We start from the raw sequence: 14,064 nt of genomic DNA on the forward strand, positions 1-14,064 counted from the left end.
GGGGTGTGGGGGGGGGGAGGGGGTGGGGGCGGTGGATTCGGCGTAGTCGTCGGGGGTGAATTTTCTTGTCTTCCAACGGAAGAGGATGGTGGCGCCGGGCCAGTTGTTGGTGATGCGGCCGGAGGCGTTGCGGTACCAGCTGGAGCAGAAGTTCCAGGGGGTGTCCTTCAGGCGGCGTTGGAGCCAGGCGTCCCAGGATTGTTCGACGGTGGGGAGGGCCGAGAGGAAGTGGCCGGGGCGGGGGGAGAGGTATTGGACGACCTGGCGGATGTAGCGGGCCTGGGATTCGAGCATGTAGATGATCGAACCGGCGCCGACGTTGGTGTTCGGGCCGTACATCAGGAACAGGTTGGGGAAGTCGGGGACCGACATGCCCAGGTAGGCGCGGGCGCCCTCGGGGTTCCAGACGTCGGCGAGTTTGCGGCCCGCGCGGCCGTAGATGTTCATGGGGGCGAGGAATTCGGTGCCCTTGAAGCCGGTGCCGTAGATGATGACGTCGACCTCGTGCTCGACGCCGTCGGCGGTGCGGATACCGGTCGGGGTGACCGCCTCGATGGCGGTGGTCTCCACGGTGACGTTGGGCTGGCTCAACGCCGGGAAGTACTCGTTGGAGAACAGGCCGCGCTTACATCCGGCGGCGTAGTCTGGAGTGAGCTTGGCGCGCAGCTCCGGATCCGAAACAGCTTGTGCGCGATGACGATCCGCGATTCCGATCACGGGGCGCTTGATGCCGGGGATATCGGTCAACGCGAGCGCCATCACCTCGAAGAACAACCAGATCGAGAACCGCTCGGCCCACCGGCTCGGCGGAAAATAGCGGAACAGCGCGTGATGGAACGCGGTGTACTCGGTGTCGAACTTCGGCAGCACCCAGGCGGCCGACCGCTGGAACAGCGTCAGGTGCGCGGTCTCGGGCTGAATCGCCGGAATGTATTGGATCGCACTGGCTCCCGTGCCGATGCACGCGATCCGCTTACCTGCGAGATCGACGTCGTGATCCCATTCGGCGGAGTGGAACGCGGCGCCGGTGAAGGTGTCGATGCCCGGAATATTGGGCAGCGCCGGACGCGACAGCTGGCCGACCGCGGGGATCAGCACGTCCGCGGTGAGGGTGTCGCCGTCGGCGGTGCGCACCTGCCAAACACCTTGGTGCTCATCGAATTCCGCGTCGGTGACCTCGGTGCCGAACCGGACCTTCTCGGGCAGACCGTATTTCGTCGCCACTCCGCGCATGTACGCGTGGATGTCGGCCTGGTGCGAAAAGCGCCGGGGCCAATCGGATTTCGGCTCGAACGACCACGAGTACAGCGGCGAGGGCACATCGCAGGCGGCGTTGGGGTAGGTGTTCTCCCGCCACACGCCGCCCAGATCGGCGGCCTTCTCCAGGATCGTGAAATTGTCCAGGCCGTTGCGCTGTAGCTCGAGCGCCATGCCGAGCCCGGCGAATCCGGCTCCGATGATGAGGATGGTCGGCGTGCGGGTCATGACACGAGATTATGTGGTCGGACCGGGTTTCCTAGGGGAACGACGGACATTCGATCAATATTTTCGGCCAATCTTGACGGGGTGGATGCCGCCGATTCACCGAGTGTTGCCCGCCACGCCGGGCTCGGCATCGATCCGGGTGTCAATTCTGAAACCGATCCGGTCGGTATGCGTCGCGTCGCGCGTGGTCCCGGATGCCCGGCCGAGCTGCGGAGTTGATCATGATTCAAGTATTTCCCCTGCTCCAGCGGCGTGTTGCAGGTTGGTCTGGCTTCAGTCGACTCAATAACGATGACGCCCGGTATCAGCTATCCTCGCGGCAGGTGTGACCTCGTTCACGGTTGAAGGAGTGGCGTTCGATGTTGAGCACGATGCAGGACGAGCAGCTATCGCTGGCGACACTGTTGCGGTATGCGCAGAGTTTCCAGGGCGACGCGACGATCTCGACGTGGACGGGTACCGGGCTGCGCACGACCACCTACCGGGAGATGGGCGCCGACGCGGCGCGGCTGGCGCACGCCTTGCGCGCGCTGGGTATCGAGCAGGGCGACCGGGTCGCCACCTTCATGTGGAACAACACCGAGCACATGGTCGTCTACGCGGCCGTCCCGGCGATGGGCGCGGTCCTGCACGCGCTGAACATCCGGCTGTTCCCCGAACAACTGGTCTACGTGGCCAACCACGCCGAGGATCAGGTGGTGATCGTCGACGGCTCGCTGCTGCCGATGTTCGCGAAGTATCTGCCGCAGCTGCGCACGGTCCGGCACGTCATCGTGGTCAACGGCGATCCGGCCGAACTCACCGCACCCGAGGGCGTGCAGGTGCACTCCTGGACCGAACTGCTTGCCGCGCAACCGGATACGTACGACTACCCGATTCTGGACGAGCACGCCCCCGCCGGCATGTGCTACACCTCCGGCACCACCGGCGACCCCAAGGGTGTGGTCTACTCGCACCGCTCCAACTGGCTGCACGCCATGCAGGTGATCTCGCCGAACAGCATGGGCTTCAACGGAAACGACCTGGTACTGGCCATCGTGCCGCTGTTCCACGCCAACGCCTGGGGGATGCCGTACGCGGCCATGATGGTCGGCGCGAGCCTGCTGATGCCCGACCGCTTCCTGCAACCCGGCCCGCTGCTGGAGATGATGGCGGTGGCCAAGCCGACGTTCGCCGCCGCCGTGCCGACCATCTGGGGCGGTGTGCTGGCCGCGCTCGAGGCGCATCCGCAGGACATCTCGCATCTGCACACCTGCGCGGTCGGCGGTTCGGCACTGCCGCCGTCGATGATGCGTGCCTTCCAGGAGAAGCACGGCGTGAAGTTGTTGCACGCCTGGGGAATGACCGAGACCTCACCGCTGGGCAGTATCGCGCATCCGCCGAAAGGCGCTGTGGGAGACGAGGAATGGGCTTATCGCGCCACGCAGGGACGGTTCCCCGCGTCGGTGCGGGCGCGGATCGTCGGCGACGACGGCAGCGTGCTGCCCGACGACGGAAAAGCCGTGGGCGAGTTGGAGGTTCGCGGTCCGTGGATCACCGCGTCGTACTATTCGCCCGACGGCGGCGAGGTCGACGCGAGCAAATTCGACGACGGCTGGTTGCGCACCGGCGACGTCGGGCACATCAGCCCGAACGGCTACCTGACGCTGGTCGACCGCTCCAAGGACGTCATCAAATCCGGTGGCGAATGGATCTCCTCGGTGGATCTGGAGAACGCGATGATGGGTCATCCGGCGGTCGCGGAGGCCTCGGTGATCGGCGTTCCCGACGAGAAATGGGACGAGCGCCCGCTGGTCGCGATCGTGCTCAAGGAGGGCAGCACCGCCGAACCCGCCGAATTGCAGGGCTATCTGGCCGACAAGTTCGCCAAATGGCAACTGCCCGAGCATTGGACGTTCATCGATGAGATTCCCAAGACCAGCGTCGGCAAGTTCGACAAGAAGCGGTTGCGGGCCAGATATGCCGACGGGGATCTGAAAGTTGTCACGCTGTAGGGGATTTCGTCGATGACGCTGGGACTGCTGCGCACCCTGGGAGTGCGGGCCTGGACCGAGCTGGAATATCTGCGACTGTGCGTGGGCAGCGGCGTCGTCGGGATCGATGCACCCGCGACGCTGCTGTCCGCGGGCAACGCGCTGCTCAAATACGGCGTTCTGCCTGCGGCACTGAGCCTTTCGGCGGCGCGCTACGGCGAGCGGAACGCGGTGATCGACGACCTCGGCGCGCTGAGCTACCGCGAGCTCGACGACCGGTCGAACCGGCTGGCCAATCAGTGGCGGGTGCGCGGGTTGCGCGGCGGTGAGGGCGTGGCGATTCTGGCGCGCAATCATCGCGGACTGCTGGACGCGGTGTTCGCCGCCGCCAAGTGCGGGGCGCGAATCATCTTGTTGAACACCGACTTCGGCGGTCCGCAGCTGCGGGATGTGGCGTTGCGCGAGGGTGTGGATCTGCTCGTCTACGACGAGGAGTACGAATCCATCCTGGGGTCGCTGAGTCCGCGTCGCGGGGCGTATCGCGCGTGGTCCGACACCCGCGCCGCCAGTGATCTCGAATCGCTCATCGCCGCGGGATCACCCGACGCGCCGCCCACGCCCGGAACGAATTCGACCATCGTGCTGCTGACCAGCGGCACCACCGGGACGCCCAAGGGTGCGCCGCGTCCGGAAACGCGCTCGCTAGAACCGCTCGGCGCGATCCTGAGCCGGGTGCCGTTCCGCACCCGCGAGGTCACCGAATGTCCTGCGCCGCTGTTCCATACGCTCGGTTTCGCGATGGCGATGTTGGCCGTCGGCTTCGGGTCGACGCTGGTGATCCGGCGACGTTTCGAGGCGGACCGGGTGCTCGAGAGTATGGCCCGGCATCACGCGACCACGTTGATCGCGGTGCCGGTGATGCTGGCCCGGCTGACCGAACTGGATCCGTCGGCGTTCGCGCGAAAAGACCTGTCCGCCTTGCGAATCGTCTTCGTCGCGGGGTCGCAGCTGGGTGCGGATCTGTGCCGCCGGGCGACCGGGATCTTCGGGCCGGTGGTCTACAACCTGTACGGATCCACCGAGGTCGCCTACGCGACCGTCGCCACGCCGCGCGACCTGGCGGCCGAACCCGGATGCGTGGGTAAACCGGTGCTCGGCGCGGTGGTGAAGATCCTCGACGACGCCGGGCGGGAGGTGCCGCGCGGGGAGACCGGACGCATCTTCGTGGGCAACGCGATCCAGTTCGAGGGGTACACCGGCGGTGGCGGCAAGGAACGCGTGCGCGGGTTGATGTCCTCCGGTGACGTCGGCCACTTCGATTGCGCGGGAAGACTTTTCATCGACGGCCGGGACGACGACATGATCATCTCCGGCGGGGAGAACGTCTTCCCGGGCGAGGTGGAGGAACTCCTCAACACGCACGACGCCATTCGGGAGGCCGCGGTGATCGGTGTCCCCGACGACGCGTTCGGCGCGCGGCTCAAGGCGTTCGTGGTGATCGATCCGAAGGCGGAACTCACCGAGGACGAGGTGAAATCCCATGTGCGGGCGAGTCTTGCGCGCTACAAGGTGCCCCGCGAGGTGGTCTTCCTCACGGAGTTGCCGCGCAATCCCACCGGCAAGGTGCTCAAGCGAGTCTTGCAGGAGCTCTGAGGTTTTCGGCACGGCAGCCCGGCGGTGCGGAAAGCCGGTGCGGGCGGAAGGGGTTCGCCCGCACCGGAATCCGATCCGGATCAGCGGTGCCGGATCAACAGCGCCGGATCAGCAGTTGCGCAGCTCGGGGCTCTGATTCAGCAGCTGGGCGCGGGTGGAGATGAACGTGCTGTAGGTGTCGCCCCCGACCGCGGCGATCGGGAATGCCGCGACGCGGTGGCAGTTCTGGAAGGCCAGCTTGACGCCGAAGTGCCGCTCCAGGCCGCCGCGAATGGAATCCGAGGCCATGGCGCGCAGCAGCTGCCCGCGCGCGGTCTCGTCCGGTGGCGGGGTCCGGTTGTCGGCGAATTCCGCTGTGCCGGAACGCAGATCGGCGGCAACTCGGCTGACCACCTCGTAGGCGTAGGGCAGTGAGTTGCGGACACATTCGACGAATTCCTCGTCGGAGACCTCGCCGCGTTCGGCTTGTTCGAGCAGTGCGGTTGGTACGTCGAGTGACATGACGCTCTCCTCCTGGGGTGGCGGATGATGCGCCTACGAGTCTAAACGAAAAAGGTTGTCAATAACACTGGATTCTTCGCGAAAGTGCTTTTTCCAGAGCTGATTTCGTCTCGGCGGACAGGCGGCGCACCAGGTCGGCGGCGGGTTCCCGGCTGGTCAGGGTGTGTGCCTGGCCCGCCCACAGGTTGACGGCGTCGGCGGAGCCCGAGGCGCGGGCCGCGGCGCGCAGTGGGCCGGTGGCGTAATGGATTTCGGGGTAGGCGACCGGTGCGTCGGGGTGCTCGAGCAGGAAGCGGTTGCGCAGGCCGCGGGCGCGGCGGCCGGTGAAGGCGCGGGTGAGCATGGTCGGGATGTCCAGGGCCAGCGCGTCGCGGTGCACCCGCGCGGTACCGGCCTCCGGGCAGTCCAGGAAGGCGGTGCCGAGTTGGGCCGCGGCCGCCCCCGCGGCGAGTGCGGCCGCCACGCCCGCGCCGGTGGCGATGCCGCCCGCGGCGACGATCGGCAGATCCACGGCGGCGGTGAGCAATTGGACCAGTGCCAGGGTGGTGAGCGGGTCGGCGACGTCGTCCTCGGCGCGATCGGCGAAGGTGCCGCGATGCCCGCCCGCCTCGGCGCCCTGGGCCACCAGGACGTCGGCCCCGGCGTCGCGGGCGATGCGGGCCTCCGCGACCGAGGTGATGGTCACCCAGATCTCGGATCCGGCCGCGTGCAGGCGTTCGATCTCCGCGGCGGACGGGCAGCCGAAGGTGAACGAGACCAGCGGGACCGGGTCGGCGGTGAGCCGTTCGAGTTTCGCGGACCAGTCGTCCGGATCGAAGCGGGCCTCGCCGAGCGGGAAGTCGCGGGCGAGTTCGGCCAGATATCCGGCGTAGCGGTCCGCGGGGGTCGCGGCGCCGGGGACGAACAGGTTCACCCCGAACGGTCCGGGGTCCAGGGCGCGGGTGGCGGCGAGGCGTTCGGCGGTGGCGGCGACGGTGAGATATCCGGCGGCCAGTACGCCCAGGCCGCCCGCGCGCGAGACCGCCGCGGTCAGTTCGGGAGTGGACGGCCCACCGGCCATCGGAGCCAGCACGATCGGGGTTCGGAGCTCGTCGATGATCACTCTCACAGTGTGCTCGCAGGGTCGTCGCGTGGGTGGTGATCGCGCTCTCACCTGCGTTTATTCCGAGAAAGGTTGCGAAAAGGTCACGACGGAGTACAGTTTTCGTCACACCGATGCCGAATCGTTACCGAATTGCAGGTTTCGACCCTCGGGAGCTTTCCGGCATCCACAACCGAAGTGAATCGACGCTAGGACGAACCTTGCCGCAGCACCGGGAGACATCCAGTTCCGTATCGGTCAGGGACCTGCTCGGAGATGGCGTCGCGAGTCGCTCGACCCGGCACCGGGCCGAACCGCGCCACGATCGGATGCGGTTGGCGGCCGGTACCGCCGTCGCGACCGGCGCGTTGATCGCCGTCGCCGCACCGCTCGCGCAGGCCGCCCCGATTCCGGGCGTGCACACGGCCAACAGCGCCGACACCATCGCGCTCAAACCGGCCGTCGCGCCGGCCCCCGAGGTCGCGCAGGTGCAGGCGGGCGTTCCACTCGAGGTCGCGCCCACCCCGGCCGCCGCACCGGTTGCCGCGCCCGTCCCCGCGGCCGCGCCCGCGCCGTTCGGGTTGCGGAATCTGCCGCCCGAGGTGGCCGGGCCGCTGTCGCACGCCGAGCTGGTGATCAAGAATTTGCAGCAGCAGGAGGTCATGCCGCAGGCGCCCTACCTGGCCGGTAAAGGTGTCGTGTTACAGACGCAATCGTGGGGGGCGGGGCACTAGCCGTGAGCGCCGCGGGTCGCACGCGGCCACGTCTCGCCGTCGTCGGTGGCGGTCAGGCCGATGTGCACGAACTGTTCGATACCGGATCCCTCTACGGGCGTACCTACGCCACTCTCGTCCAGCATCCGCGCGCCACGCTCACCGAACTGGCCGCGCATCTGGAATGCCCACCGGAACTGGTGCAGGCCACCCTCGATCGGTTGTGCGAGGTGCAGGCCGTGGTCCGGCTCGACGCCGGGGGCCGGGCGGTGTGGGACGCCCACGCGCCCGAGGCCCTGTCCGAGGCCGAGGCGCGTCGCCGACAGCAGGACACCGCGCGGATGCACGCCGCCGCGGCCCGGCTCGGCGAGACCTTCCGATCGGTGCGGCGCTCGGGCCGTGGCGACGGCGTCATCGTGCCGATGTACGAAACCCGGGAGATCATCGCGGAATTCGAGGATCTGCATCGGTGCGCGCGCAAGAACGTGCGGCTGATCGAACGCGGGCCGTATGTCTGCGACGCGGAACGTTCCGAGCGGTTGTTCGAGCTGAAATCCGCGCGGCTGGCCGCCGGGGTTCGTTATCAACTGCTGTATCAGGACACCATCTATCAGGATCCGGACCGGCTGCGGCACGCGCTGGCCGTCACCGCCGCCGGGGCCCAGGCCCGCACCCTGCCCGATCCGCCGCTCAAGCTGATCGTCGCCGACGGTGAGCGGGCCACGATCGTGCTGCACAACGACGAGCGTCGGGGCGACCCGATGGGCCTGCGGATCGGTCCCTCGCCGACCCTGGACCTGATGATGCGCACCTTCGACGTGCTGTGGTCCCTGTCGGCCCCCATCTCGGTGAATCCGAGCGAGCCGCTGGACGAGCGTGATCGCGCGATCCTGACGCTGATGGGGTTGGGCGCTACCGACGACACCATCGCCCGCAGGTTGGGGATGTCGCGCCGCACGGTCGTCCGGCGGACCGCGAGCCTGCTCGAACGTCTCGGTGCGAGTACGCGTTTCCAGGCGGGAGTGCAGGCGATTCGCCGCGGTTGGTTGTGAGCTGTGGTGCCCGTGGCGTTGGATGTCATGCGTCACGGGCGGCACCATGGCCCGCACGGTGGGTATGTCCGGCGCAAGGTCGTGTGGCAGGCAGTTGATTCGGAGCGACCGTGCGGGTGTGCCCGGTGCGTTGGCCGTGGTTCGCCGGGTGGTCGGTGTGCGTGCAGGGGTTTCGGCGCGGTCGATTGTCACCGCGGTGGTTCGGTGCGGGTCGGTCGTGTGATTCGGGACAGGCACGTTCTGCGTCGGTAACGCCGAGATCCGTAGCGGTATATGCTTTCTCGGACCTGCCGACCGCGAGAGGTGACAGCGCTCGAATGCATACAGCTCGTCGTACCGCCCGGGGAAATCGCCGTCGGCGATCGGGTAATCCGCTGTTCGGTCAATTGCTCACCGCGGCAGTGGAATCGGCTGCCGACGCGGTGTCGATCCGGGCGTATGCGAACGGTGCGCCGGATGGTGTGCGGGAGCTGAGTTACCGGGAGTTCGACGAGGAGTCCTCGCGGCTGGCCCGGGAGCTGATCGCGCGCGGCGTCGGGGCCGGGGACGTGGTGGCGGTGGGGATGCACCGCTCGATCGAATCGGTGCTGGCGGTCTGGGCGATCGCCAAGACCGGTGCGGCCTGCGCGCCGGTGGATCCGGGCCGCCCGGCCGACGAACTCGCGCGCGGTCTCGCCGAATCCGGTGCGGCCCTTGGCTTGACGAGCAGCGGATACCGCGCCGACCTCGGCGACGGCATCGAATGGCTGGAACTCGACGATCCGCACACCGATGCGCGGATCGCCGCTTGGGCCGCGCATCCGATCTCCTACACCGACCGGGTGCGCCCGCTCACCGAGCAGCATCCGGCCTATCTCGTGCGGTCCGCGGGCGCGAGCGTCGTGGTCACCCACACCGGCCTGGCCACCGTGGTCAACGCGATGCGCGAACAGCTCGGGGTGGACGGGGAGGCGCGTCTCGCCCAGTTGGGCGCGCCGGATTCGGACCTCGCGGTGCTGGAACTGCTGCTGACCTTCTCCTCGGGCGCGATGCTGGTGCTGGCTCCGCCGGAGCCCTCCGGCGCCGAACTCGCGGATCTGCTGCGGCGCGAACGGATTACGCATCTGCTGATCAGCTCGGCGGTATTCGACGCGGTGGATCCGGCGGGTCTGGACGAACTCGAGGCCGTCGCGGTGATCGGCGCCCGGTTCGATCCGGAGACGATCGGTCGGTGGACCAGCGAGCGGCGCGCGGTGCACACCGCGTACGGGCTGCCCGAGACGACGATGCTGGACACCGTCGGCGGGCCCGTGCAGCCGGGCGAGGACGTGACGATCGGTGCGCCGATCATGGGAATCGGTGCGTTCGTGCTGGATTCGCGGTTGCGGCCGGTGCCCGCCGGTATGGTCGGCGAGCTGTATCTGTCCGGACCGGTGCTCGCGCAAGGGTATTCGGGTCGTCCGGGGACGACCGCGAGCCGGTTCGTGGCCAGCCTGTTCGGGGCGGAGACCGGGCAGCCCGGCCTGCGGCTGTTCCGGACCGGGGATCTGGTGCGGCGCAACGACTCCGACGGTTCCATCGAATTCGTCGCGCATCTGCCCGAACCGGCGTCCGCGTTGCGCGGGCCCATCGCATCGGCGCTGCTGGAGCGAGCCGTCGCGGATACCTTCGGCGCGCTGCTGAGTTCCGCCGACGCCGCACCCCGTCCGATCGAGGCCACCGACGACTTCTTCGAACTGGGCGGCGACGTACCGCTGGCCGGGGTGGCCGCCGCGCGGATCGGCGCCGCGCTGGGGCTGTGGATACCGGGCCGGTTCGTCTTCGAGGCGCGTACGGTCGCCGGTCTGGCCGAGCGGATCGCGCGGCATGTGGACGCGGTGACCGCGCGCGAGTTGCGGCCCATGCCGCGCCCCGAGCGGATCCCGATGTCCTATGTGCAGCAACGGATCTGGTCCCGCAACCGGTTCGATCCGACCAGTCCGACCGACAACATTCCGGTGGCGTTGCGGCTGGGCGGCCGATTGGACATCGACGCGCTGCGGGCCGCGGTCCGGGATCTGGTGGTGCGGCACGAGGTGTTGCGCACCGTGTTTCCCGAATTCCGGGGCACGGGTTATCAACTCGTGCTGCCGACCGCCGATCCCCGTGCCACGCCGGAGGTTCCGGTCGTGCGGGCCGCGGAGGACGAGCTACTCGGCCTGGTGTCCGAAACCGTCGGCGCAGGCTTCGATGTGACGGCCGAATCGCCGATCCGGCTGCGGGTGCTCAGCTCCGGCGACACCGATCACGTGCTGGTGTGTGTGCTGCATCGCATTGCGGCGGACAGCTTTTCGACCGGACCGCTGACCCGCGACCTGATGACCGCCTATCGTGACCGTGCCCGGGGCGCGCAACCGCAGTGGCCGCCGCTCGAGGTCCAGTACGCCGATTACGCACTCTGGCAGCGCGAAGTGCTCGGCGCCGAGGACGATCCGGATTCGATTCCGGCACAGCAGATCGAGTTCTGGCGCACGGAACTGTCCGGGCTGCACGAGCAGGCCGAACTACCCGCGGATCAGCCGCGTCCGCCGATCGCCTCCCAGCGTGGCGCGACACTGGAATTCGAGCTCGACCCGCGGGTGCACGCCGTGCTGAACCGGGTGGCGCACGAGCACGGCGCGACCCTGTTCACCGTTCTGCACGTGATGCTGGCGATCCTGCTGGCCCGCCTGTCCGGTAATCGGGACATCGCGATCGCCGCCCCGGTCACCGGTCGCGGCGCGGTGGCGTTGGACGAGGTCGTCGGTATTTTCGCGAATATCCTTGTGCTGCGGGCGAATATCGCGCCCGGTGCCGGATTCGCCGAACTGCTGACCACGGTGCGGGACGCGGATCTGGCGGCGCTGGCGAACGCCGATGTGCCGTTCGAGCAGCTGGCCGAGGAGTTGGATCCGGTGCGGTCCGCCGCGCGGCATCCGCTGTGCCAGGTCGCGTTGACGTTGCGGAACACTGCCCGGACCCGTCCGGAACTGCCCGGCCTGACCGTCGAGGATATCGAATTCGACACCGCGCGCGCCGAATTCGATCTGCTGCTGACGATGACCGAACGTCTCGACGAATACGGCGTCGCGCAGGGGATGACGGCCCGGTTCACCTATGCCACGGACCTTTTCGACGACGCCACCGTCCGGGACTTCGCGCATCGCTTCGGCCGGGTGATCGACGCCGTCACCGCCGACGACCGCGTGATCGTCGGCGATATCGACGTGCTGATGCCGGGTGAGCGCGAACTCGTACTGCGCGAATGGAATACGGCCGGGGTGACGGTGCCCCCGCTGACGCTGGTGGATCTGATCAGCGAGCGGGCGCGGGAACGTCCGGGCGCGATCGCGGTCCGGGCCGGTGAGGTCGCGGTGGGGTTCGGCGAGTTGATGCGGCGGGCGAACCGGGTGGCGCGCGCGTTGATCGCGCGCGGGGTCGGGCCGGAGTCGCTGGTTGCCGTTGCGGTCGAACGGAATACGGATCTGCCGGTGGCGCTACTGGGGGTGCTGCTGTCCGGGGGCGGGTATGTGTCCATCGATCCGCAACGGTTCGAGGCGGCGCAGATCGGGCCGGACACGCTCGGGCCGGTGCTCGCCGATACCGCGCCGGTATGCCTGCTGACCACCGGTGATGCGCAGAAACTATTGCCGCGCAACGATATTGCCGTCGTACTGTTGGAAGAGACCGAGCGCTTCCCCGACGAGCCGGTGGCCGACGCCGATCGAATCTCCCCGCTGCGGCCGGAGAACACGGCCTATCTGATGCACTCCGCGCACGTGTCCGGGCTCGTGAGCGTCACCCACCGCAACGTGCTCGAGCTGTTCGGCAATGCCCGCCCGCTGTTCGACATCGTCGAAACCGATGTGTGGGCGCTGAGTCATTCCTGCGCGATCGATCTGTCGGTGTGGGAGTTGTGGTGCGCGCTGGCCACCGGTGCGGCGGTCGTGGTGATCGACCAGCCGACGTCGCAGTCTCCGGAGTTGTTCCGGGAGTTGCTGATTCGTGAGCAGGTGACGGTGCTGCAACTGGTGCCGTCCGAATTCGACGGGCTGGTCGAGGCCGATCGCGCGGCCGACGGCAGTGAACTCAGCGGTGCGGCCCGGCTCGCGCTGCGCTACGTGGTGTCGGCGGGGCACGAGTTGGATCCGCGGTCGGTGCGGCGCTGGTACGAGCGGCACACCTCGGAGGCGCCGCAGCTGGTGACCATGTACGGACTCACCGAGACCGCGGCGCACGTGACGTTCCTGATGGTGGACGAACATCTCGCGGACGATCCGGTGAGCGCGATCGGGCGGGCGCTGCCGGGATCGTCCGGTTTCGTACTGGACGAGCGGTTGCATCCGGCCCCGATGGGGGTGGCGGCGGAGATGTATCTCGCGGGCGGGCAGCTGGCCCGTGGCTATGCGGGCCGGCCGGGGCCGACCGCGTCGCGGTTCGTGGCGAATCCGTTCGGGGAACCGGGATCTCGGATGTATCGCACGGGTGACACCGGGCGGTGGATCGGGTTCGGCGGTGAGGCCGTCCTCGAATATGCCGGGCGCAGAGAGCCTTTCGGGGGCAATGCGCAGGTGTTCTCGGTTGTGGACGATGCCATCACCGAATCCGTGCGCAAGGCGGCGACCACAGGTGGGCCCGCGCTGACGCAGGCGCTGGCGGCCGTCGTCGAGGACGATCCGGACGCGCCCGCGCTGGTATCCGGCCCGCACGAGGTGTCCTTCGCCGAACTCGACGCGCGGTCCTCGCGCCTGGCGCGGGTGCTGATCGATCGCGACTGTGGTCCGGGCGTGGGTGTCGCGGTGCGGTTCGAGCGCGGGATCGATGCGGTGGTGGCCGTGTGGGCGGTGCTGAAAGTCGGTGCGGCAGTGGTCTTCACCTCGGACGACGCGCCGGAGCCGGGGGTGACGGTCGGGTTGACCGCGGTGCCGATGTGGGATTCCCGGATCGACTGGGTGGCGCTGGCCGATCCGGATGTGATCGCCGAGGTCGAGAGCCGGTCCGTGCGTCCGGTGACGTATGCCGACCGGACGCGCGCGCTGCGGGGCACCGATCCGGCGTTCGTCACCGCGGACACCATTCTCGGTTACGACGAATTGGCCGCGGCCGTGGACCGATTGCGGGCCGGCACCGAATTGGATATCGAATCGCGCACCTTCCATCTGGGTGTGGCGCAGTCTTCGGCGGCGTTCCTGGAGATCGTCGCGGCGGGGGTGGCGGGTGCGGCGATGGTGTTCACGGAGAACGCGGATGCCGTCGGGCTCGCCGAGGAATGGGTGACGCATCTGTTCACCGATGTGCGCAGGCTCGCATTGCTGGATACGGCGCCGCTGGAGGATGTGCGCGCCGTCGTCCTGGAGCAGGGACCGGTCCCGGCGGGAGGCTTCGGGGCCGGTGTGGCGTTCATGGTGCTCGACGAGTTGATCCGGTGAATTCCGGCCCACCGGGTGACCATCGGGGCTCCGTACTCCACAATGGTCTGGTTCCGCGGGCGGCCACCCTCCGCCCCGGCATATCCGTACGACGGTGAATTCGGCCGCCGTCGTACTCGATCGATCGAGGGTGGCGTCGCGAGCGGCGCATGAGCAGCAACAGGCAGGGTGTGAGGCAAC

Annotated in this window: 8 protein-coding genes; 5 read left to right on the forward strand and 3 right to left on the reverse strand. The window is 68.4% G+C overall.

The window, feature by feature from the left end:
• Nucleotides 1-1,485, reverse strand: a 1,485-nt coding sequence (locus NRB20_RS30425) for a flavin-containing monooxygenase (RefSeq protein WP_153414868.1), incomplete at its 3' end; no start/stop codon positions are given.
• Nucleotides 1,486-1,844: 359 nt separating this feature from the next.
• Here NRB20_RS30425 and NRB20_RS30430 point away from each other — a divergent pair.
• Together NRB20_RS30430 and NRB20_RS30435 are read left to right on the forward strand one after the other, a co-directional pair.
• Nucleotides 1,845-3,479 (forward strand): long-chain fatty acid--CoA ligase, encoded by a 1,635-nt coding sequence (locus NRB20_RS30430; protein ID WP_153414869.1) that lies wholly within the window; start codon nucleotides 1,845-1,847, stop codon nucleotides 3,477-3,479.
• A 12-nt stretch (nucleotides 3,480-3,491) separates the two neighbouring features.
• Complete coding sequence (locus NRB20_RS30435) at nucleotides 3,492-5,111, forward strand: acyl-CoA synthetase (RefSeq protein ID WP_153414870.1); 1,620 nt, start codon at nucleotides 3,492-3,494, stop codon at nucleotides 5,109-5,111.
• Nucleotides 5,112-5,219: 108 nt separating this feature from the next.
• On the opposite strand, the gene NRB20_RS30440 is transcribed toward NRB20_RS30435, so the two are convergent.
• The gene (locus tag NRB20_RS30440; protein WP_153414871.1) at nucleotides 5,220-5,612 is read right to left on the reverse strand and encodes an SCO5389 family protein; all 393 of its coding nucleotides are present in this window, start codon (nucleotides 5,610-5,612) and stop codon (nucleotides 5,220-5,222) included.
• A gap of 58 nt (nucleotides 5,613-5,670) precedes the next feature.
• Nucleotides 5,671-6,714, reverse strand: a complete 1,044-nt coding sequence (locus NRB20_RS30445; RefSeq protein WP_319945597.1) for a nitronate monooxygenase — start codon at nucleotides 6,712-6,714, stop codon at nucleotides 5,671-5,673.
• A 308-nt stretch (nucleotides 6,715-7,022) separates the two neighbouring features.
• On the opposite strand from NRB20_RS30445, the gene NRB20_RS30450 reads away from it, so the two are divergent.
• From NRB20_RS30450 to NRB20_RS30460, 3 genes are all read left to right on the forward strand, one after another.
• Entirely contained in the window at nucleotides 7,023-7,427 is a 405-nt protein-coding gene (locus NRB20_RS30450; protein ID WP_153414872.1) for a hypothetical protein, read from the forward strand.
• Nucleotides 7,428-7,429: 2 nt separating this feature from the next.
• Nucleotides 7,430-8,458 carry a helix-turn-helix transcriptional regulator gene (locus tag NRB20_RS30455; RefSeq protein WP_319945598.1) on the forward strand — a complete coding sequence of 343 codons (1,029 nt, stop codon included), beginning with the start codon at nucleotides 7,430-7,432 and terminating at the stop codon, nucleotides 8,456-8,458.
• 317 nt (nucleotides 8,459-8,775) lie between these two features.
• The gene (locus tag NRB20_RS30460; RefSeq protein WP_153414873.1) at nucleotides 8,776-13,884 is read left to right on the forward strand and encodes an AMP-binding protein; all 5,109 of its coding nucleotides are present in this window, start codon (nucleotides 8,776-8,778) and stop codon (nucleotides 13,882-13,884) included.
• The last annotated feature ends 180 nt before the right edge of the window (nucleotides 13,885-14,064 follow it).

The organism is Nocardia macrotermitis, assembly GCF_009604405.1.
In the GTDB taxonomy this organism is placed as follows: Bacteria; Actinomycetota; Actinomycetes; order Mycobacteriales; family Mycobacteriaceae; genus Nocardia; species Nocardia macrotermitis.

Bases quoted from the DNA above. Each gene is read 5' to 3' on its own strand.
- NRB20_RS30435 (WP_153414870.1), top strand. From the start codon at position 3,492: ATGACGCTGGGACTGCTGCGCACCCTGGGAGTGCGGGCCTGGACCGAG.
- NRB20_RS30440 (WP_153414871.1), bottom strand. From the start codon at position 5,612: ATGTCACTCGACGTACCAACCGCACTGCTCGAACAAGCCGAACGCGGC.
- NRB20_RS30430 (WP_153414869.1), top strand. From the start codon at position 1,845: ATGTTGAGCACGATGCAGGACGAGCAGCTATCGCTGGCGACACTGTTG.
- NRB20_RS30450 (WP_153414872.1), top strand. From the start codon at position 7,023: ATGCGGTTGGCGGCCGGTACCGCCGTCGCGACCGGCGCGTTGATCGCC.
- NRB20_RS30460 (WP_153414873.1), top strand. From the start codon at position 8,776: ATGCATACAGCTCGTCGTACCGCCCGGGGAAATCGCCGTCGGCGATCG.